A 20,500-nucleotide genomic window follows, 5' to 3' on the forward strand; every position below is an offset into this window, starting at 1 on the left:
AAATATAACCTAAAAGTATAACACAACAAAAATAAATTATACAAAAAAGTTAATAAATATTTGCACAGTTAAATATTAATGTATAATTTTGTCCAAGAAAGTTAAACACAAAGGTATAATTTAATAAAAACTTCATGCAAACCATTACCAAGCAAAGAGCCGAAAAGATAGCGAGAAACATTAACGCTATGGACACCAATTACCAATATTGCGATAATTCAAGAGCATACCGATTTTGGTCGAATCTTGAAGATAAACTCAACAAGATTCTTGCAAGTTTATCGACTGATGAGAAAGTTATAATAAAAGCACTTTGTCACGAAGAAGAAGCCAAATATTTCAATTTAGTATAAATCAAAAAAATAAATATCATGAAAAATTTTAGATCACAAGCATTTTTAAGAGCGTACGAAATTATGAAAAGCACAGGTAAATGTTTTGCAGTGTCTTTATCAAAAGCATGGCAACTGTATCGTTTATCTCAAGAGATGAAAAACAAAGAAGAAGTTTGCTTCACCTATGAGAAGAAGGATGGAACGCTACGCAAAGCCTACGGCACTTTAAAGAACGTTGCACAGTTCGTAAAAGGCAATGGTATACATACGCCAAAAGTATTTAATTATTGGGACTTAGAAGCGGTGGCTTTCAGGTCTTTCAAAGTCGAAAATTTTATTTCAGTAATCAGATAATAATAATAACAATCAAAATATAATTAAAATGGAAAATTTAAAAGTTCAATGGGTGCTAAATTCAGAAGTTATGACAGTTGCACCTAATTATTCATTTCAAAAGGGCGACACATTAACTTGTGTAGATATTTGTCCTACGCAAATTCAGCATGGCAAATACTATAGATTACAAGTAGATGAACTTAAACTTGATATTTTAAGAAAAGTAGAAGTTAGGGGCGATGAAATTTATTTTTACGCACTTAATCCAGAGCATCAAAGCGAGAATTTCACAGTACATAAATCAGTAATTCGCGATGTCTTTAACCGAGTAATGCAGGTAGAGTCTGTAGGTAGATGGTTGTAAATTTGCAACTAACTCATTTTCAGATTTATAATTAGTCGATATTAATCAATAAGACCACTTGCAGTAATGTAGGTGGTTTTTTCATATAAGCGTAAATTTCCGTTTTTAACACTGGGAGCAGTTTTGTCCTTAGTAACTAATCTAAACACCCCATTATTGGCGTATTTGAAACTTACATCTTCGTGCCGAGACGGAGATTCAATATTGGCGACGACTTACATCTTGCCCCTGCACAATTTTCCGCAAGCCTAATGAATTTCATAGAGCAAAATAGTTTTTCACAATATCGCCTGATTATCAGGAGATTAAAGCATTTCTCAATTCGCTTCATCAAAAAGCGGAGCAAGTTGGGGAGATGTTAATAAAGTGGATTATTTTCTTTGCTTTCCCATTTGGGCAAGCAATAACAACGCTAAAAACGGTATTATAACCCCTGCACAATTTTGGGCAACCCCTACATGCACGGAATTCCGTGTATTTAAAATCCCCAGAATTATGGGTAATAGGAAAATCCCACCTTCCTATAAAATCAGAGTTAGCTAAAGGAAATATTCCCTTGAGTGAATACGGTTTCAAACCATATTATAGGTGAGCGGAAAACTTCGTTCAGTCATAAATACGGAATTTCCGAAGGTGATTTGAAATCACCTTTGAGCGCTTTTATGGGATTCCCCAAAGTTGGGGCGTCCTCCGTAACAGTCTGATTATCAGTGACCAATTTTGAACATAGCAACATACCGATTTGTTATGTCGCTTGATTATCAAATAGTTATGCAGGTTGAAATGGTTTCAAACCACTTTGGTCATATGATCCAAGTATACCTTACTTCATATTTTACTATAATTTAGATTTTAAATCATACTCTTTTTGAGCAACTTCAATCTCCAGCTCCTTAATCTTTGCATAATAATTACGGTCGGAAGTTATTTTTTTATTGAGTGTCCTTTTTTTAACTTCAAAGTCATCTTTTAAAAGATTATCAATTTTCATGAGCTCCGGTAGATTTCCACCTAATTTAATAAGGATGCTTTTTAAAAGTTTGTCAGTTTCATTATGAACATTTTGAGTTTCTTTTATAGCATTTTTAACAGCGGATTTAATAATAAAGTAAAAAATGACCAGAGAGACAAAAGATGCAATGACGTAAATAGGAAAAAAATCTTCCATAAATTTTAATTTTAATTATTCACTAAGATAACTTATTTTTTTAATAGTGACACAAGTGACGGAAGTGACGGTCTAAAAACAAGATTTATTTTTAATTAATACGCTAAATTGAAGTGTAATCAAGTCTAAATACGCCCAAATACACCCATTATACACCCATTATACGCCTAGATTTTTATTCATAACTTACTATTATTCAACATGTTACAAGCCTAAATACGCATTATACGCATTATACGCCCCCCTAGTGCGTATGTATAATAAAAAAACCACCTAGATAACTAAGTGGAATTTATGTAAAAAGATAGGTAAGTGAGTGCGGTTTACCTTCAGCAAATATAATGATAATTTATTGATAAGAATATTAAATAAACGTTTGTTTAACTTTTTACGATATTAAGGAAATAGTGAAAAAAGTGATTTTAATATTGAAGTAATACTAATATAATACAAACAGACACCTAACATAAATGCTAAGTGCCTGATTTAAAGACGTTTGATAATCTTTTTTGTAGCCCGTAGGGGAGTCGAACCCCTCTTACCAGGATGAAAACCTGAGGTCCTAACCGATAGACGAACGGGCCAGTGCGTCTTTGTTTTTTATATAATTACGCTAATTTATTAACGTGCTTAGTCAACTTGCTCTTAAGGTTTGCTGCCTTATTTTTGTGGATGATGTTTTTCTTCACCAACTTGTCTAACAAAGAGATTACTGATGGCAATTGTAATGTTGCTGCAGCTTTATCTTCTTCATTTCTTAATACTTTCAAAACTGTTCTAGCAGTCTTGTGGTAGTATCTGTTTCTTAATCTTTTCTTTTCGCTTTGTCTGATTCTTTTCAGAGCTGATTTATGATTTGCCATATCTTCTTAAAAACTTGGGTGCAAAGATAACAATCTTTTTTTTAATTACAAAATTTATTTTATAAAACTTTTCAAAATTTTCATTTTCTTAGTAGCCTATAGGGGAATCGAACCCCTGTTGCAAGACTGAAAATCTTGAGTCCTTACCACTAGACGAATAGGCCTTTGCTTTAAGGACTGCAAAAATAGAAATTTAGTTTTAATCCTGCAAGACCTTTTCGAATTTATCTTGAATTTTTTTGAATTACTGTATTCTTAATGCCCTTTTCATCTAAGTCTTTCTGTGTCTTAACAGCTTCTTCCAAACTGCTAAATTTACCATAGGTATAGTAGAACTTGCCTTTTTCTTTAGTTCTTATAACGTCTTTCAGGGTATTGAGCATATAAGAATTCGCACTTAATTTCTGATCGCTTACTGCAAGTTCTAAAGTATAATAACCTGTTCCTAATTTTTGATTTGGAATAAAGGAGATTGAAGTTGCATTTCTAAATCCGGCATCTTTCGCTGATTTCAAGTTATTATCTCTTACGGACGCCAAATTGGTTACGCTATAGTAATACTTGTACAAATCGTTCTCTTTGATTGTAAGAATGTAATTAAGGCCTTTCAATGCAGGATCACCACTGTTATATTTAATCGGTGCTGACATCAACAATATTCTGAAATCATTTTTCAATGCCTTTTCCTCAGGTTTCTCTATCTCCTTGGGTTGAACTGGAACACTGCCATTTCTTTCAATCGCTTTTTTATAACTAACGATTGCATCATAAATACTTTCTGCAACTTGATTCTGACCTTTATCCGAAGCCAAATAAGCCGCTTCGTCATAGTTGCTCACAAATCCAGTTTCAATTAAAACAGAAGGCATCGCATTTAATCTCAACACATGTAGATTTTGCTGTTTTACGCCTCGGGAAAACCGATTGTCTTTTTTCACAAAATTACCTTCAACATAACTACCAAATAACAAACTGGTTTCTAAATACTTGCTTTGCTGAATTTTTAAAGCAATTAAAGATTCTGGTGATTTAGGATCATAGGTCGCAAAAGTTTCACGGTCTTTTTCATCCAGAAAAATTACATCATTCTCTGCTTTGGCAACTTCAAGATTGGTTTTATTTTGATCTGGACCCTGTACAAAAGTTTCCGTTCCGTATGGGGCAGATTTAGTACTTGCATTAACGTGAATTGAAATAAACAAATCAGCTTTACTCCTATTTGCCAATGTTGTACGATCTGTTAATGAAGGGAACTCATCAATTTTTCTGGTGTAGATTACTTTATAATCTTTATTTTTTTCCAGCATTCTTCCTAATTTAAGGGTAATGGCTAGCGTAACATCTTTTTCTCTTACGGTTCCTAAATCACCATAAAAGCGGTTCGCACCATGATCACTCCCGCCATGACCCGCATCTAGAACGATGGTAAATTTTTTCTGGGCTCCACTAAACATGAATAAAAGGACAAATAAGAGGGAAAAATATCTTTTAATGGAAAAACTATCGGTAATCATCTGTAAATTTTAAAAATTATATTAATTTTGACGCCAATATATAATAGATAAAGCGCTTTGGTCAAAACTGGCTTCAAAAATATACTACAAATCTTAATTATCCTAATTTTTAACAATTTTTTAGCACATCTGCATGCTCAAAATTTGACTGAAAATAAGATAGTTAATCCTTCTGTTTCTAAATCCGACACCGTGGTTCTTAAGAAAGAACAACTGGAAGCGGTGGTGAAATTCAAAGCCGACCGAAATAGAAACGACATTCAAAAAAGAATGACTTACCTGAACAAAAATGCGCAGGTAAAATATCAGGACATGACCATCGATGCGGATTATATTTCAATTGATTGGGATAAGTCTTTGGTCTTTGCAAGAGGAGAACTCGATTCTTTGGGGAAAATAATTAAACCCGCAGTTGCCATTCAAGGTGGTAAAACTTATGAATATGATGAGTTCACCTACAACATCAAAACACGCCAAGCCATTGCTTTTAATGCAAGAACGGAAGAAAGCGAAGGGGTAATCGTGGCAGAAAAAACAAAGAAATATAATGATTCGGTTTTCTTTATGAAAAGAGGAAAATATACGACCGATGAATATTTCATTAAGAAAAAAGACACCATTGCAGATTATTACTTACTCGCACCAAATATTAAACTAATCAAAGGGAAAAATAAATCGCAGGTCATCACTGGTCCGATTCAAATGTATATTGAACAGGTTCCTACACCTTTGATTATGCCATTTGCAATCTTACCTTTTTCAGATAAAAGGAGTGCTGGGATTTTGATTCCGAGTTTTGGGGAAAGAGAAGATGTGGGTTTCTTTCTAAATGGATTGGGATATTACCAACCAATCGGCGACCATTTTGATTTAAAAATCCTAACCGACATCTATACCAAAGGAAGTTGGAATCTAAAACCAGAAGTCAATTACAAAAAGAACTATAAGTACACTGGAAATTTCTCCGCAGATATTGGAACAACCGTTCGGGGAATTAAAGGACTTGACGATTACTCAAAAACCGGAACTTACAGAATTGCCTGGAGACATCAACAGGATTCGAAAGCAGATCCCTTCCTTACTTTCGCAGCTTCGGTAGATGTGGTAAGTAATAAGTTCTATAACAATACTGTAAATAACAATTACGCTTTTAATCAAAACAACCTCAACGCACAACAGAATTCATCGGTGAGTATTGTTAAAAGATTTTTGACTTTACCAATTACCATTACTGGAACATCTTCTTATTCTCAGAATTTCTCGACGGGATTGGCAGATTTAAAACTTCCGATTATGAATGTCGCGATTAACCAGTTCTATTTATTCAAACCAAAAACGGGGATCAGACAAGGTTTATTAGAAAACATCACCATAAATACCGGATTGAATTTGAATAATTACGTTCAAACCAACGAAGGTGAACTGTTTACAAAAGCGATGTGGGACAAAATGCAAACCGGTGTTAAAAACAATATCGCTTTAGGAACGAATACAACGATTGCTCAATTTTTCACCTTCTCGATTTCTGCCAATGTTGATAATGCTATAACAACGAAAACATTAACCCGTAATTACAATCCAATTAGCAATAAAGTTGAAGATATTTTCAATAATAAAATAGCCGGATATTCTTCTTTCTCCGCCAGTACAAGTTTACAAACTGTTTTATACGGTCAGGTAAATTTCAAAAAAAATTCAACCATACAAGCGATTCGCCACATGATGACGCCCCAAATTGGTTTTAGTTATTCGCCAGATTTCTCTGCAGCCAGTTTCGGATATTATAAAAACTATTATAACGACCGTGGTGAAATGACCCCCTACTCTATTTTTGACCGCGGAATTATCGGTTCACCTAATTCAGGTTTGGTGCAGGCTTTAAGTTTTTCCATCAATAATAATTTAGAGATGAAGGTAAAATCTAAAAAAGATTCTACCGGAACTAAAAAATTGAAAATTTTTGAAAGTTTAAATTTCAACACCAATTATAATTTCGCTGCTCCAACTCATAAATGGTCGATGTTCACTTTCAGCGGACAAACTACTTTATTTGAAAAATTAAATTTGAATACGAACTTAACTTTAGAACCGTATCAAATTATTTTTGCGCCAGGAAGTGATATCGGAATCAGAACAGAAAACTTCGGACATTTCAGTGTTCAAGGTTTTAATGCACAACTTTCTTATCCTTTGAGTGAAGCCATATTTGGGGAAAAAGAAGAATTGGCCAAGAAATTTAAAACCAAAGGTGAAATACGAAATGAAGATTATTATTTTGATGAAGATAATTACGCGCGTTTCAAACAACCTTGGAGTTTAAATGTGAATGCACAATATGGCTACACCCGAAGTTTAACCAGATTCGGAAATAACGTTGCCTCTTTAGGCCTTGATGGAAGCATCAAACTAACTCCTTTTTGGAACATCACTGGGAATATGTATTATGATATTGTCACCAAAGAAATTGCGAGCACGCAGTTAGGATTTTCCCGAGACCAAAGAAGTTTCACTATAAACTTTAACTGGATCCCTTATGGACAGTACAAAGTTTATGATTTCTTTATCGGAATTAAAGCCAACATCTTGCGAGATGCTGTGAAATATAAGGACAGAAGTTTTACCCAACCAAATGCTCCGTTTTAAATTTTAAAGAATTAAACTTTAGTTTTATATTTGCCAAAAATCAATCCTAGGAAATTGCTATTTTCAAATACTGAAAATTGAAATAGATATTGGCGATTTACTAATACTTTAATAAATAATAATCAATATATGAAAAAGATCATCTCCACTTCAAAAGCGCCTTCTGCAATTGGACCTTATGCACAAGCTAATTTTGCAAATGGAATCCTTTATATCTCCGGGCAAATTCCATTTAATTCAGAAACTGGAAAATTAGAGGATGACTTTGAAAAAGCCACGCACCAGGTAATGAAAAATTTAGAAGCGATTCTTACAGAAGCAGGACTTACTTTCAGCAATGTAGTGAAAGCAACGATTTTCTTAAAAAACATGGATGATTTTGCAGTGATGAATGATATTTATGCGTCCTATTTTACCGAAGGAAGTTACCCAGCGAGAGAAACGGTGCAGGTATCTTGTTTACCGCGCAATGTTGACATCGAAATCTCTATGATCGCACATCAATTCTAATGAACTTTTTAAGAAATACATTTGCAGCTCTATTAGGCCTTACTGTTGCCGGACTCCTTATTTCATTGGGAGTACGGTTAAATTCGTCGTGGATCACCTATGATGGGTTCTCGGCCTTTCAAAAGTGGGAAACGGTATTGAAATCCGTAGAACACAAACCTTATTTCTTTGTAGCACTTTTAATTTCCTCGGGAATTGCAGCCACAGTGGGCGGTGTAGTTACAGCGATTATCGTAAAATATGCCAAAGTAGCCTATGCGATTTTAATCGGATTCATTCTGTTGTTTATTGCAATGCTCGACATTATTATTTTCCCGTATCATCCTACTTTTTATAAAATCTTAATCTTTCTGACTTTCTTTCCATTTGCCTGGATTGGCGGTAAGATTACCGAAATTATTTATGAGAGAAAAAAACGAAAGAATAGAAACTTACTCAATAAAGAAAAAAACGCAACCAATTAAGGTTGCGTTTTTCGTTTTTAATGAGGATGAGGATTAAGGCATTTTAAAACCTCTTGTGGTAATTCTACCATATTCATCAACATATTTTATTTGTACGTTTCCAGTATAAGACTGTAAGATTTTTTCTACATCTTTCTGAGAGTTTACTGGTTTCCCATTCACTTCAATTACAATGTAATTATCTACAACTCCGATTTTCGAAATCTCACTTCCTTCTTGTACATTTTTCGCAATCACACCACTGTTCAAACCGTAATCAGTTTTGAATTTATCGCTCAACGGCTCAAACTCTGATCCAATTTTTTCAGTTACCGTAAGATCTGCTTTACTTCTCAATGAAGTTCCACCTTTTTGATCTTTCAGCGTTACATTGATGGTGTTTGCTTTTCCGTTACGCAAATAGGTTACCGCTACTTTATCACCAGGTCTTTTACTACCAACTGCAAATGAAAGATCGTAATAACTGGAAACTACAGTGTTGTCAACTTTTGTAATAATATCTCCATTTCTTAAGCCAGCATCTTCTGCTCCACCTTTTTCTGCAACTTCAATTAAATAAACTCCATCACCAGATTTGATGTTGGTTTTTTTCTGTTGATTATAAGCAGCAACTTGTCTTTGATCAGATAAATCCAAAGGAACTACGCCCAAGAATCCTCGTTGAACCAAACCAAACTGCTTGATATCTTCAACCACTTTTCTAGCCAAGTTTGAAGGAACAGCAAAACCGTATCCTTCATAATATCCCGTTTTAGAAGAAATCGCAGAGTTAATTCCGATTAATTCACCGTTTGGATTAACCAATGCTCCACCAGAGTTTCCTGGATTAATCGCGGCATCAGTTTGAATAAAGCTTTCAATTGGCGTTCTTGACTGTTGACTTAGTAAATCAATGCTTCTTCCTTTAGCCGAAACAATACCTGCCGTTACGGTAGAATTTAAACCCATTGGATTTCCAACGGCTAAAACCCACTGACCAACTTCTACATTATCGGAGTTCGCAAAATTAAGATAAGGCAATCCTTTTTCTTCAATTTTCAAAAGCGCAATATCGGTGGTTGGATCAGTTCCAACTAAATTGGCAACGTAGGATTTTTTATTAGATAGAACGACTTCTAATTTAGTCGCTCCTGCGATTACGTGGTTATTAGAAATTATATATCCATCGGGAGAAATAATTACACCTGAACCCATTCCTGTCGGCATATCTTTAGGTGGCTGTTGTTGTTTCGGACTTCCACCAAAGGGATTTCCGAAGAACAGATCAAACATATCCTGATCACTACCTCTGGTTTTTCGGTCAGAAAAATTTTTGATACTCACTACAGCCGGAACTGTCATTTTGGCAGCCTTCACAAAGTCATCGCCTACTCCAGCCATATTGAATGAGGCATATTTTGCGTCATTATTCTTTGGCGCAAAATAAGAAAAATCTGAATTGTTGCTTTTTTCATTAAAGTAATTAATCGCGCCGAATGTGGTAGCACCAGACATTACTCCTACTATTGCAAATGGAATCAGTTTTTTTAAGGTATTTTTCATCTTCATAAATTATTTTAAACGTTAGTTTGGATTCTATTCTAAACAAATTTAGTGCTAAATAAGTATTCATTAAAAGGGCTTTGTTTCAACTTTAACTAAACATTAACAAGAATCGTGATATTTTAAACATTTTTTAATAATATTGAGTGTTGTACAGGATTTTTTAACATTTTCTTGGATGTTTCTGTAAAGGGTAAAATGTCACATAAATGATGATAGACAATAAAATCTTTATTATATTTGAAATCTGTTCGCTATTCCTAGCACATAAAGTAAAATTAATTACTTTCTTTTAAATTTGAAATAAGCATTATCATATGAAACTTAATATTAAAAATGAAACGGGCCGACTTAAATCTGTTGTTTTAGGGCAACCACAATCATTAGGTGCTGTTCCCACTTTAGAGGAAAGTTACGATGCTAAATCTTATGACACCATTCAAAAAGGGATTTATCCGACGGAAGAAAACGTGATCAATGAAATGATGGCCTTTGAACAAGTGTTACGCAAACACAATGTTCAGGTTTATCGCCCGGAGATTATTGAAGATTACAATCAGGTTTTTGCCCGAGATGTTGCGTTCGTTATTGAGGACAAAATGATTATTTCAAATGTTATTGCCGATCGTGCAGATGAACAGGAAGCGTATCGCAAAATCTTTGAAAAAGTGAAATGGCGGGATATTATTAATCTGCCGGATACCGCTCACATAGAAGGTGGTGATGTAATTGTTTGGGATGATTTCATTTTTATAGGAACCTGCTTTTCTGAAGATTACAGAAATTTTAAAACTGCCAGAACCAACGAATACGCCATTAACATTCTTAAAGAATATTTTCCTAAAAAGAGAATTCTGGATTTTGAATTAAAGAAAAACGACCGCGAACCCTATAAAGGAATTCTTCATTTAGACTGTACGTTCAATCCTGTCGGCACTGATAAATGTATTATTTATAAAGACGGATTTGTTGATGAAACTGATTACCGCTTAATCCTGGATATTTTCGGCGAAGAAAATTGTTTCCATGTAACACATGAAGAAATGTTTGAAATGTATCCGAATATTTTCTCCATCTCACCAGAGATAGTAGTTTCTGACAAAGCATTTACGAGAATGAATAATCACCTGAGAAACGAATGGGGAATGACGGTAGAAGAAATTCCGTACCGTGAGATTTCTAAAATGGGAGGTTTGTTGCGATGTTCTACAATGCCTTTGGTAAGAGAATAATTTTAAAATACAATTCTTTTTTACCGTAAAAAAGACAAAAGATTACTGTAAAAATAGATTACCCTAAAGATTGCAAAGGAGTTTGATCTATCAAAGAAAAATTTTCTCGTTTTGAATATGTAAACTTTGCGACTTTGTGGTTAAAGATTTTAAGAACTCAATTTCTTCAATTTTTTAATTTCGTCATCGGTTACAAAAGTGTCATATTTCAAGATCGCGGAAGAATGAAAACTCGTTCCTCCAGTGAACTTTTTCAGTTCTTCTATATTTTCAGAACGAACGCCACCGCCAATTAGAATTTCTATCTTATGAGCATATTTCTCAATGAGATTTTTCAGATTTTCTTTTCCTTCCATCGCAGATTTTTTTCCACCAGAAGTTAAAACGGTTTTGAAACCTAATTTAATTAAAGTCTGTATAGATTGATCCAAATCCGGAGTCCGATCAAAAGCACGATGAAAAGTACACGGAGTTTCTCCCGCAAGTTCAATGAGTTCACGATTTCTGGCTTCATCAATTTCATTGTTAGACGTTAGAATTCCAAATACAAAACCATCAGCGCCTCCTTCTTTAAAAGTAATAATGCTGTTTTTCATTTGCAGGAATTCCTCATCAGAATAAAAGAACGGACCACCTTTCGGCCGGATCATTACATAAACAGGCGTTTTATAATTTCTTTTCAGATGCAAAAATTCGTAAAAGTCCGGTGTTGTACCACCGAGTTCAAAATTATCACAGAATTCAATTCGGTCTGCCATCGATTGACAGGCAGTTTCTGCAGACGTAATTTCGAAACAAGCAATTTCTAACATGGTTTTTTTATTATCTATAAATTTAAGTATTTTTGTGAGATAAAGGATGACTCCTTATTAAAACTTAAAATTCATGCAAACAGCCAGTACCGTTCTTATGGTAGAACCGATCGCTTTCGGTTACAATTCTCAAACTGCCGAAAATAATTATTTTCAGGTGGAACAAAAAGAAGCCGATATTCAGGAAAAAGCGCTTCAGGAATTCAATAATTTTGTTGGAAAACTTCGCGATAAAGGGATTAAGGTGATCACTGTAAAAGACACTTTAGAACCACACTCGCCGGATTCTATTTTCCCAAATAACTGGGTGAGTTTTCACGAAGATGGAAGAGTTGCTTTGTATCCGATGTTTGCGCCGAACCGACGAGTTGAAAGACGTGCTGATATTTTAGATACCGTTCGTAATGAAAGTTTTAAAATTTCGGAAATCAACGATTTATCATCTCCTGAAAATGAAGATAAATTCCTGGAAGGAACCGGAAGTATGATTTTCGATCACGATCATAAAATTGCTTATGGTTCAGTTTCGCTCCGTTTAGATGAAGAACTGTTTCGTGATTTTTGCGATGAGTTTGGGTACACGCCGGTTGTTTTCCATTCATTTCAAAATGTCGGAAACCAAAGATTACCGATTTATCATACCAATGTAATGATGTGTGTTGCAGAGCAATTTGTGGTAATTTGTCTGGATTGTATCGATGATGAACTGGAAAGAGAAAAAGTTCAGGAAGTCATTAAATCAACTGAAAAAGAAGTGATTGAAATTTCTGAAGACCAAATGCATCAGTTTGCAGGAAATATGCTGCAAGTTCAAAATGAAGAAGGAACTCAGTTTTTGGTGATGAGTGAAACGGCTTATAAATCTTTGACTAAAGAACAGATTGAAAAAATAGAATCTTACTGCGAAATCATTTACGCCGATTTAAATACCATTGAAGTGAATGGTGGAGGAAGTGCAAGATGTATGTTGGCAGAAGTTTTCTTGCCGAAAAATTAATTTATAAATAAAAAGCCTGTCAAGGTTATATCAAAAATCCACAACATGATCGTTGTGGATTTTTTTTGAAAAAAATAAAATATAATTAACCTGTATGAATGCTATTTGGTTCGTGATTTAATCTCTTTATCGGCGCTGTCGATGGATCTCACTTTCTTTACTTTCTGATTTCCGAAGTTGTAAACAATGGTCAATTCGACGCCTCGGTTATATTGGTTTTGGTTTACGTAATTGTAATTTCCATTTTTCTGATAATCCTCAATAATGATTTTATTGGTATTTAAAATATCATCAAGTCCAAGGGAGAAAGTCCATTGATTCCAAAGTTTTTTAAGGTTAAAATCTAAACTCATCAAACTGTGAAGTTGTCCCAACTCAATTTGCTGTTTGTCAACGTAGAAATAATTCACGCCTAAAAACCACGTTTTATTTTTATCCAATTGAATATTATTATCGGTCTGAATTAATAAACTATTCGATTTGACATTATTTTGATACAAAGGGAAAATATCTCCAGTCAGCGGATCCTGGCTTAAACTTCCGTTGTTGATATTTCTTTGAACTCCAATATTAAAATTAGAAGATAAATAGCCTTTAAAGAAACTTTTTTGCATTCCAAGCATCGCACTCATTTCCTGATTGTCTCCGAAATTCGTCCTGATATATCTTAGTTGATTCTTGCCATCAATCACACCCTGCAAAGGAACTTGCGTGATTTCATCTTTCGTCAAGGTATGGCTTAGAATTAAAAAGTAAGAACTTTTGTACATGTAAGTCAATTCATGAGAATACACTGAAGAGGCTTTTACGAAAGGATTATTTTGGGTGTAATTAAACTCTGTCAAAACATTTCGCACTGGATTCAATTCCCAGAAACTTGGCCTTCTCATTCTGCTGGAAAACGCATAAGAAAGATTATTCTTGTCATTGATCGCATAATTCATACTCAAATAGGGCAGAAGTTCATCATAATCTCTTTTAATGTTTCGAAGGTTTTCATCTTGCGCGTTATCCGAATTTCCTTCACTTTGAGTCAATTCATAGCGCGCTCCAATTTTTCCGGAGAATTTTGGAGAAAATACTTTCTCTACGGTTACATAAGCACCAAAGATATTTTCGTCGTAGAGAAAATGATTAGGTTCGCTCGTTAAAGAGTCTGTTATAAAATAAAACCTATCGTATTTTGTGTCATTATCGGTTTTGGTTTTATTGAAATTTCCACCGACTGAAACGGTTAAATCTTTTTTAAACTTCTGAACATAATCAGCCGTTGCCGAAAAATTATTGATGCGTTGCGGTTGTTCCTGATAAATTTTGATCACGTTCCCATCATCGTTTCCATATTGGTCAGAGGCAATGGTGAAGTTATTGGCACTTTGCAACCTTTTATAGAATAAGCCGGCAACATTCAAATTCAGTTTACTTCCCAAAGAATCGGTTTTCAATTCATAATTTAAGTTCACAGAATTATTATATGAGCGCGCATCTTCTTTACTTTTTGTCCAGGTGTATTCCGTTTCCTGTTTAACTAAATCAGTAGTTGTATTAAAAAGATTGGCCGTAGAATTATAACTTCTGTTAGCCCGCGAATTATAAGTTAAAGCCAAACTGTTTTTATCATTCAACTGATAATCAATGTTTAGGTAACCTCCTAAATTTTTATTTGGATCTGTGATTCGTCCTTCTGAACGGTTCGTTGACTCGCTGTTTCCATTTTTTAAAATATAATACTGCTCCTCAATGTTTTCGCTGGTGTTGATGTTGGTGTTAATTCCCAATTTATCTTTTCGGTAATTTAAACTTAAACCGGCGCCGGAAGCATTATAATAATTTTGTTGATTATTCATTCTCATGCTTCCATTCAAACCATTGCTCGATTTCTTTTTAAGAACAATATTAATAATTCCGTCAGAAGATTCCACTTTATACTCACTTCCCGGCATGGTTATTACTTCGATTCTTTGAATATTTTCGGCGGGCGTATTTTTTAAAAACTGAACCAAAGATTCAGCATCCATTTGTGTTACCCGTCCGTCAATAAAAATGACCGCATTTGATTTTCCTGCAATTCTTAATGTTTTATCATCGGTTGAAGAAATCAAAGGTGTTTCTTTCAATAATCCAAAAGCGGTATTTCCTTTTGCAACAGGAGAAGCAGCAACATCATATATGAAACGGTCTGATTTTTTTTGAAAGACCTTTTTCGTCATTACGACTTCCTGAATATCTTTAACTTTCGTAGAATCAGTTTTGGTTCCTTTTTGTGCAAATGCAACAAATCCGATGAGTAGTGAAAGAGAAATAATTAGTTTTTTCATGGTTTGAAGTTTTTAAAAAAAAGAAGGAAGTTGGGTTATTAGTTTTTTGAATGGTTATTCGTTTTTGGTTACTCGTATTTACTTCCTTCTTTTAGTTTGGTTTTTAGTTTTGTAAGAATCTTACTATGCAAAGATATATAATCTTTTTAGTATTATGCAATACAAAGTACTGATATTAATTTTAAATAAAACTTAAATCACTGACTATCAAAGATAAAAATTTTAATAAAATATAGAAACTTACATAACACACAACTCAGGTTCTAGAAATATTACATACTAAACCAAAAAAAAGAGTAGAAAAATTCTACTCTTGATATATTATAAATTTAAAAATAACTATTCCTCCCGATCGAAGCGCGCTAACTTTTTGTCCACCCAAATCGTGGCAAACGGAAAAAATGCAGCCAGCAAGGCAAATACGGTATCTTCTTCATCCCACTTATAAATTTTTCTTGCATTGAATAGCAACAACAAATAAAGCGAGAAAAATAACCCGTGAATATTTCCGATGATGATAATATAGATCGTTGGCAAAAGTCCTTCCCTATCATAGCGAATCCAAACCATTGCACTGAAAAGAAACACCCAAGAAATCGCCTCGGCGATACAAATTTGTTTAAACCATTTGTCGATTTGCTCCTGGCTATATTTTGCGAAAAAATTCTCGATGAACTGCATAATAATTATTTGAAAAGACCTTATAAATAAAGTTGAGCGCAAATTTAAGGATTATAATATGGACACGAAGACAAAATATAAACATTGCTTTTGTGAACTTTCAAAAAGATCCCTTTACACTTTAGCAATATTAAAACTTTTATGACTTTTATGGTTAGTAATTAATTATTTATAAAAATTACTTCCATCCAAATACTCAAAAACTTCTGGTGGCAACATCGGTCTCACATTTTTTCCATCTTTAATCATATTACGAATTTCGGTGGCAGAAAGTTCGATAATCGGTGCTTTTATCAAAGATATATTTTCGTGTTGTAAGTATTCACTTTCTTTTTTAGACTCATCAGAAACTCTTGGATAAACAATAATGTGGTGATTTTTAATTAAAGTCTCTGCGTTCTTCCATTTGGAAAGTCCATTTAAATTATCTTCGCCCATAATTAAAGAGAACGAATATTCCGGATATTTCTCATGCAGATAAGTCAAAGTATCGATCGTATAACTTGGTATTGGCAAAGAGAACTCCACATTTGAAGCGCGCAATTTTGGGTAATTCTTCACCGCAAGTTGTACCATGTCTAAACGGTTATGATCTTTCAGTAAAGATTTTTTATCTTTAAACGGATTTTGTGGACTGACCACAAACCACAGTTCATCCATATCCGTATTTTCGATAATATAATTTGCCAAAATTAAATGACCAATGTGAATGGGATTAAAACTCCCGAAAAATAAACCAATTTTTTTCATAAATAAAAGCACTTAATGATGCAAAGTTAAGCGTCATTGTAATTAAAACCACAAAGAGTTTGTCAATTTTTTTTAACCGCAAAAGAGACAAAAGTTTTATTATGTTATTAGACCAACAAAAGTTTGCAAAAGGCGATTTAGCATTAAGACTTTATATTTTTGCATTCTTTTGAAAACTTTTTTAAGATTTGATTTTTGTCTCATTTGCTGTTTAAAGATTTGTATTTTTACGCAAATACTAATTTAATAAAGATAAAAAAATATTGCTGAACGTATAATAAACCTCGACAAATTGAGTTCAAACAGAGAAACAATTTCATTGAAAATCCTACTTTATATTTTACTGCTTTTCTCCTGTGTTTTTTTCAAAGCGCAAGTCAAAGAATATTGGCTGATCGATGTGCAGACTAATAAAAAAACACTGGCAAAAGATTCAACTTCTGCGGTGAAATTCCTGGATTCTTTAACTCAAAATTATTTTTATTTTACTGAAATTAAAAAGGTTGATAAAGAAGGTAATTCTACACAAATCTTTTTTGATAAAGGAAAAAATTACAATCAAGCGCAAGTTCAAGTTGATGATGATGATGATATCGTTCAAAACCTTAAATACAAACCAGAATTTTTTACCAAAAATTTAGATTCTTTAAAAAAGGAAATCAGCGAAAAATATCGAAATCAAGGTTTTGTTTTTAATCGGGTAAAATCTCAATTCAAAGGAATGAAATCCGATATTCCACAAGTTGAACTTTCGGTCATTAAAAGTGATCAAAGAAAAATAGACGGAATCGTTTTTAAAGGTTACGAGCAAGTTCCGAAACGTTTTGTGAAAAATTTAGAAAAGGAATATGTCGGAAAAAATTACCAGGAAAATACTTTAGCAAAGTTAAATCAGTCTTTGCAAAATCATCCTTTTCTACTCCTGGATAAACCACCGCAAACTTTATTTACCAAAGATTCTACGAACATTTATCTGTTTACCCAAAAGAAAAAATCAAATTCCTTTGATGGTGTAATTGGTTTTGGAAATGATAAAACCGAGAAGTTTACATTTAATGGAAGTCTCAATTTGAATTTTAGAAATATGTTTAATGGTTTCGAAACCGTGAATATTTTTTGGCAAAGAAACCCGGATAAAGGTCAGACTTTTGATTTGCAAACCGATATTCCGTATTTATTTAAATCGAATATTGGTGGAAATTTCAAAGTCAATATTTTCCGACAGGATTCTACTTATGCAAATGTAAAACTAACGCCAGCTTTTTATCTTCATTTAAGAAATAATCAGAAAATTGGTCTGCGTGGAACATTTGAAACTTCTACGGTTCTTGATTCTCTGTATGTTCAAGGAAGAGATTATGATAAAAAAGGAATCGGGCTTTGGTATGATTATTCCGAACCTTCTGAGGTTGAACTTTTTTTATACAAAACCCGAATCCGTGCGGAAGCAGATTATATTACGACGAATTATACCGCAGAAAATGTCGCTGCAAATCAAACCAACCTTTTCATTTCAGGTGAAAGAAACTTTCATATTAAGGGAAATAACTATTTAAATTTAAGAGGAGAAACTGCGCTTTTAAATTCTAAAAACAATTTTGCAGTTAATGAATTATTGCGTTTTGGCGGCTGGAATTCGTTTCGGGGTTTTAATGAAAATTCGCTTTACGCAGATCTCTATTATTTCGCGACTGCGGAGTATCGTTACTTAGTTGGCAATCAGGCATTCTTCGATATCTTCGGACAATACGGAGAATTGCACAATAAAAACTTGGCACTCAAACCGAAATTATACAGTTTCGGCTTAGGCTTTAATTTTATTCTACCCATTGGCTTGATGAGTTTTCAAATCTCAAATGGAAATGAATTTGGAAACCCGATTAAATTTGGAGATACGAAAATTCATTGGGGAATTTTGAGCAGGTTTTAATTTCGCTCATAAGAGTGTTTTTTTTTAAATCCTATTTATTTAAAAGAACGACTTTCCTCACTTCATATAAAAAGATCATTAAGTTTCTTTTCTTTAAATGAACATCAATTTTTAGCAAATCTCTCCTAGCCCTGATTGCAGCGGTTACCCCGGAACAAACGATGGGAAAGCGATGGCGTGAGGAGTATGAGCGGAAAGCAGGTTCCCGGCTCATAAAAAATATTAACACCACCTTTATTTGTCCCGTCTTGCAAAATCCATTAACTTTGCACAAACCTAATCTAATGAGTAAAAAGAACACGAAATACATCTTCGTAACCGGCGGTGTAACTTCTTCTTTAGGCAAAGGAATTGTCTCGGCGTCACTTGGCTTACTGCTAAAATCGAGAGGATTCAATGTCACAATCCAAAAACTTGACCCTTATATTAACATCGATCCAGGAACGCTGAATCCTTATGAGCACGGCGAATGCTATGTGACTGATGATGGCGCAGAAACCGATTTGGATTTGGGGCATTATGAAAGATTTCTGAATTCTAAAACTTCTCAAAACAATAATGTAACGACCGGTAAAATCTACCAAACCGTTATTGATAAAGAAAGAAAAGGTGATTTCCTGGGAAAAACCGTGCAGGTAATTCCGCATATCACCAATGAAATTAAGCGCCGTATAAAAATGCTGGCGAAACAGAATTACGATATCATCATCACCGAAATTGGTGGAACGGTGGGCGATATAGAATCGCTTCCTTATATAGAGAGTGTTCGCCAGTTGAAATGGGAACTGGGCGACAGCAACTCTATGGTGATTCACCTTACGTTGCTCCCTTACCTGGCTTCTAGCGGAGAATTAAAAACAAAACCTTCTCAACATTCTGTAAGACAGTTGATGGAATCTGGAATCCAAGCTGATGTTTTGGTTTGTAGAACAGAGCATACTATTCCGAAAGAACAACGTGCGAAATTGGCGCAGTTCTGTAATGTGGCTTTGGAAAACGTAATTGAATGTAAAGATTTGGAAACGATTTATGAGGTTCCACTTTACCTGCAAAAACAGGATTTCGATGATGTAGTTTTAAAGGAGTTGAATTTAAAATCTGACAAACAAGCTGATTTAAAAGACTGGAAAACTTTCCTTAAAAAATATAAGAATCCAAAAAAATCTGTTGAGATCGCTTTGGTGGGAAAATATGTTTCGCTACAAGATTCTTACAAATCAATTGCAGAATCATTTATTCACGCTGGTGCCGATTTAGAAACCGAAGTAAGAGTACGATGGGTTTACAGTGGTGACCTCACAGAAGACAATATCGCAGAAGCACTTCATGGAATCGACGGAATGCTGATTGCACCGGGATTTGGCGATCGTGGAATCGAAGGTAAAATTGAAGCTGCAAAATATGCACGTGAAAATAACATTCCTCTTTTGGGAATTTGTTTGGGAATGCAGATCATGACCATTGAATTTGCCAGAAATGTGCTTGGTTACAAAAAAGCCAACTCCATGGAATTCGACACCTCAACGCCAGAACCTGTTATTTCATTAATGGAAGATCAGAAGAATGTAGTTGAAAAAGGTGGAACAATGCGATTAGGTGCGTGGAAATGCACGTTGAAATCAGGATCAAAACTTCAGGAAATCTACGGTTCAAAAAACATTTCAGAAAGACACCGTCACCGGTATGAATTCAATTCGGATTATAAGGACGAGTTCGAGAAACATGGTCTGGTGCCAACTGGTTTTAATCCAGAAACTGATTTGGTAGAAACACTGGAGTTAAAAGACCATTCATTCTATATCGGTGTTCAATATCACCCAGAATATAAGAGCACAGTTGCCTCTCCACATCCTTTATTTAAAGCTTTGATTAAAGCAGCAACTAAGAAATAAAAAGTTAGAGATAAAAGACAAAATGTTTTTTATCTCTTTTCTTTTTAAATGACCATCTAAAAAATTCTTCATTGCCAAAAATTTCAGTATTTTTGTCACCCAAAATTAAATGGAAAAAATTAGGTGAATTTCGATTCATCAGTTTTAAA

Annotated in this window: 18 protein-coding genes and 2 tRNA genes; 10 read left to right on the plus strand and 10 right to left on the minus strand. The window is 34.1% G+C overall.

Annotated features, from left to right (window positions below; translation table 11 throughout):
- The first annotated feature begins 134 nt into the window (after positions 1 to 134).
- Genes PUH65_RS00855 through PUH65_RS00865 form a run of 3 tightly spaced genes read left to right on the plus strand, consistent with a single transcriptional unit; the run spans position 135 to position 1,035 of the window.
- Positions 135 to 353, plus strand: a complete 219-nt coding sequence (locus PUH65_RS00855; protein ID WP_305517964.1) for a hypothetical protein — start codon at positions 135 to 137, stop codon at positions 351 to 353.
- An 18-nt stretch (positions 354 to 371) separates the two neighbouring features.
- On the plus strand, positions 372 to 689 hold the full coding sequence (locus PUH65_RS00860; protein ID WP_305517965.1) for an SH3 beta-barrel fold-containing protein: 318 nt from the start codon (positions 372 to 374) through the stop codon (positions 687 to 689).
- Positions 690 to 717: 28 nt separating this feature from the next.
- Positions 718 to 1,035: a hypothetical protein gene (locus PUH65_RS00865; protein ID WP_305517966.1), complete on the plus strand. Its 318-nt coding sequence runs from the start codon at positions 718 to 720 to the stop codon at positions 1,033 to 1,035.
- A gap of 838 nt (positions 1,036 to 1,873) precedes the next feature.
- On the opposite strand, the gene PUH65_RS00870 is transcribed toward PUH65_RS00865, so the two are convergent.
- From PUH65_RS00870 to PUH65_RS00890, 5 genes are all read right to left on the minus strand, one after another.
- Positions 1,874 to 2,203 (minus strand): hypothetical protein, encoded by a 330-nt coding sequence (locus PUH65_RS00870; RefSeq protein ID WP_305517967.1) that lies wholly within the window; start codon positions 2,201 to 2,203, stop codon positions 1,874 to 1,876.
- A 512-nt stretch (positions 2,204 to 2,715) separates the two neighbouring features.
- Positions 2,716 to 2,787 (minus strand) — tRNA-Glu (locus PUH65_RS00875).
- 24 nt (positions 2,788 to 2,811) lie between these two features.
- On the minus strand, positions 2,812 to 3,066 hold the full coding sequence (gene rpsT, locus PUH65_RS00880; protein WP_305517968.1) for a 30S ribosomal protein S20: 255 nt from the start codon (positions 3,064 to 3,066) through the stop codon (positions 2,812 to 2,814).
- A gap of 92 nt (positions 3,067 to 3,158) precedes the next feature.
- A tRNA-Glu gene (locus tag PUH65_RS00885) sits at positions 3,159 to 3,230 on the minus strand.
- A gap of 60 nt (positions 3,231 to 3,290) precedes the next feature.
- Entirely contained in the window at positions 3,291 to 4,580 is a 1,290-nt protein-coding gene (locus tag PUH65_RS00890) for an N-acetylmuramoyl-L-alanine amidase (protein WP_305517969.1), read from the minus strand.
- A 57-nt stretch (positions 4,581 to 4,637) separates the two neighbouring features.
- Between PUH65_RS00890 and PUH65_RS00895 the strand changes: the two genes are divergently transcribed.
- From PUH65_RS00895 to PUH65_RS00905, 3 genes are all read left to right on the plus strand, one after another.
- Positions 4,638 to 7,223, plus strand: coding sequence for a putative LPS assembly protein LptD (locus PUH65_RS00895; protein WP_305517970.1), 2,586 nt, complete (start codon positions 4,638 to 4,640; stop codon positions 7,221 to 7,223).
- A gap of 129 nt (positions 7,224 to 7,352) precedes the next feature.
- Positions 7,353 to 7,733, plus strand: coding sequence for a RidA family protein (locus PUH65_RS00900; protein WP_305517971.1), 381 nt, complete (start codon positions 7,353 to 7,355; stop codon positions 7,731 to 7,733).
- Positions 7,733 to 8,197, plus strand: a complete 465-nt coding sequence (locus PUH65_RS00905) for a hypothetical protein (RefSeq protein WP_305517972.1) — start codon at positions 7,733 to 7,735, stop codon at positions 8,195 to 8,197. The genes PUH65_RS00900 and PUH65_RS00905 overlap by 1 nt, the downstream gene beginning before the upstream one ends.
- 33 nt (positions 8,198 to 8,230) lie before the next feature.
- On the opposite strand, the gene PUH65_RS00910 is transcribed toward PUH65_RS00905, so the two are convergent.
- On the minus strand, positions 8,231 to 9,739 hold the full coding sequence (locus tag PUH65_RS00910) for a trypsin-like peptidase domain-containing protein (RefSeq protein ID WP_305517973.1): 1,509 nt from the start codon (positions 9,737 to 9,739) through the stop codon (positions 8,231 to 8,233).
- Between the two features lie 317 nt (positions 9,740 to 10,056).
- Here PUH65_RS00910 and PUH65_RS00915 point away from each other — a divergent pair, with 317 nt between their 5' ends.
- Positions 10,057 to 10,971, plus strand: a complete 915-nt coding sequence (locus PUH65_RS00915; RefSeq protein ID WP_305517974.1) for a dimethylarginine dimethylaminohydrolase family protein — start codon at positions 10,057 to 10,059, stop codon at positions 10,969 to 10,971.
- 149 nt (positions 10,972 to 11,120) lie between these two features.
- Here the strand turns inward: PUH65_RS00915 and PUH65_RS00920 are convergent, their stop codons facing one another.
- Complete coding sequence (locus PUH65_RS00920; RefSeq protein ID WP_305517975.1) at positions 11,121 to 11,783, minus strand: copper homeostasis protein CutC; 663 nt, start codon at positions 11,781 to 11,783, stop codon at positions 11,121 to 11,123.
- Positions 11,784 to 11,856: 73 nt separating this feature from the next.
- Here PUH65_RS00920 and ctlX point away from each other — a divergent pair, with 73 nt between their 5' ends.
- Positions 11,857 to 12,780 carry a citrulline utilization hydrolase CtlX gene (gene ctlX, locus PUH65_RS00925; RefSeq protein ID WP_305517976.1) on the plus strand — a complete coding sequence of 308 codons (924 nt, stop codon included), beginning with the start codon at positions 11,857 to 11,859 and terminating at the stop codon, positions 12,778 to 12,780.
- 101 nt (positions 12,781 to 12,881) lie between these two features.
- Here ctlX and PUH65_RS00930 read toward each other — a convergent pair whose 3' ends face one another.
- The 3 genes from PUH65_RS00930 to nadD form a co-directional block, all read right to left on the minus strand.
- The gene (locus PUH65_RS00930; RefSeq protein ID WP_305517977.1) at positions 12,882 to 15,098 is read right to left on the minus strand and encodes a TonB-dependent receptor domain-containing protein; all 2,217 of its coding nucleotides are present in this window, start codon (positions 15,096 to 15,098) and stop codon (positions 12,882 to 12,884) included.
- A 339-nt stretch (positions 15,099 to 15,437) separates the two neighbouring features.
- A complete protein-coding gene (locus PUH65_RS00935; RefSeq protein ID WP_305517978.1) occupies positions 15,438 to 15,779 on the minus strand; it encodes a DUF3817 domain-containing protein in 342 nt (113 codons plus the stop codon).
- A gap of 165 nt (positions 15,780 to 15,944) precedes the next feature.
- Complete coding sequence (nadD, locus tag PUH65_RS00940) at positions 15,945 to 16,529, minus strand: nicotinate (nicotinamide) nucleotide adenylyltransferase (RefSeq protein WP_305517979.1); 585 nt, start codon at positions 16,527 to 16,529, stop codon at positions 15,945 to 15,947.
- A 292-nt stretch (positions 16,530 to 16,821) separates the two neighbouring features.
- Between nadD and PUH65_RS00945 the strand changes: the two genes are divergently transcribed.
- Both PUH65_RS00945 and PUH65_RS00950 read left to right on the plus strand, forming a co-directional pair.
- On the plus strand, positions 16,822 to 18,459 hold the full coding sequence (locus PUH65_RS00945) for a hypothetical protein (protein ID WP_305517980.1): 1,638 nt from the start codon (positions 16,822 to 16,824) through the stop codon (positions 18,457 to 18,459).
- Positions 18,460 to 18,743: 284 nt separating this feature from the next.
- Entirely contained in the window at positions 18,744 to 20,351 is a 1,608-nt protein-coding gene (locus PUH65_RS00950; protein WP_305517981.1) for a CTP synthase, read from the plus strand.
- The last annotated feature ends 149 nt before the right edge of the window (positions 20,352 to 20,500 follow it).

The organism is Kaistella sp. SH40-3 (assembly GCF_030686865.1).
Lineage (GTDB): Bacteria > Bacteroidota > Bacteroidia > Flavobacteriales > Weeksellaceae > Kaistella.

Coding starts and splice junctions, on each gene's coding strand:
- PUH65_RS00900 (WP_305517971.1), top strand. CDS start 7,353: ATGAAAAAGATCATCTCCACTTCAAAAGCGCCTTCTGCAATTGGACCT.
- PUH65_RS00910 (WP_305517973.1), bottom strand. CDS start 9,739: ATGAAAAATACCTTAAAAAAACTGATTCCATTTGCAATAGTAGGAGTA.
- nadD (WP_305517979.1), bottom strand. CDS start 16,529: ATGAAAAAAATTGGTTTATTTTTCGGGAGTTTTAATCCCATTCACATT.
- ctlX (WP_305517976.1), top strand. CDS start 11,857: ATGCAAACAGCCAGTACCGTTCTTATGGTAGAACCGATCGCTTTCGGT.
- PUH65_RS00930 (WP_305517977.1), bottom strand. CDS start 15,098: ATGAAAAAACTAATTATTTCTCTTTCACTACTCATCGGATTTGTTGCA.
- PUH65_RS00905 (WP_305517972.1), top strand. CDS start 7,733: ATGAACTTTTTAAGAAATACATTTGCAGCTCTATTAGGCCTTACTGTT.
- PUH65_RS00860 (WP_305517965.1), top strand. CDS start 372: ATGAAAAATTTTAGATCACAAGCATTTTTAAGAGCGTACGAAATTATG.
- rpsT (WP_305517968.1), bottom strand. CDS start 3,066: ATGGCAAATCATAAATCAGCTCTGAAAAGAATCAGACAAAGCGAAAAG.
- PUH65_RS00935 (WP_305517978.1), bottom strand. CDS start 15,779: ATGCAGTTCATCGAGAATTTTTTCGCAAAATATAGCCAGGAGCAAATC.
- PUH65_RS00855 (WP_305517964.1), top strand. CDS start 135: ATGCAAACCATTACCAAGCAAAGAGCCGAAAAGATAGCGAGAAACATT.
- PUH65_RS00870 (WP_305517967.1), bottom strand. CDS start 2,203: ATGGAAGATTTTTTTCCTATTTACGTCATTGCATCTTTTGTCTCTCTG.
- PUH65_RS00920 (WP_305517975.1), bottom strand. CDS start 11,783: ATGTTAGAAATTGCTTGTTTCGAAATTACGTCTGCAGAAACTGCCTGT.
- PUH65_RS00865 (WP_305517966.1), top strand. CDS start 718: ATGGAAAATTTAAAAGTTCAATGGGTGCTAAATTCAGAAGTTATGACA.
- PUH65_RS00950 (WP_305517981.1), top strand. CDS start 18,744: ATGAGTAAAAAGAACACGAAATACATCTTCGTAACCGGCGGTGTAACT.
- PUH65_RS00890 (WP_305517969.1), bottom strand. CDS start 4,580: ATGATTACCGATAGTTTTTCCATTAAAAGATATTTTTCCCTCTTATTT.
- PUH65_RS00915 (WP_305517974.1), top strand. CDS start 10,057: ATGAAACTTAATATTAAAAATGAAACGGGCCGACTTAAATCTGTTGTT.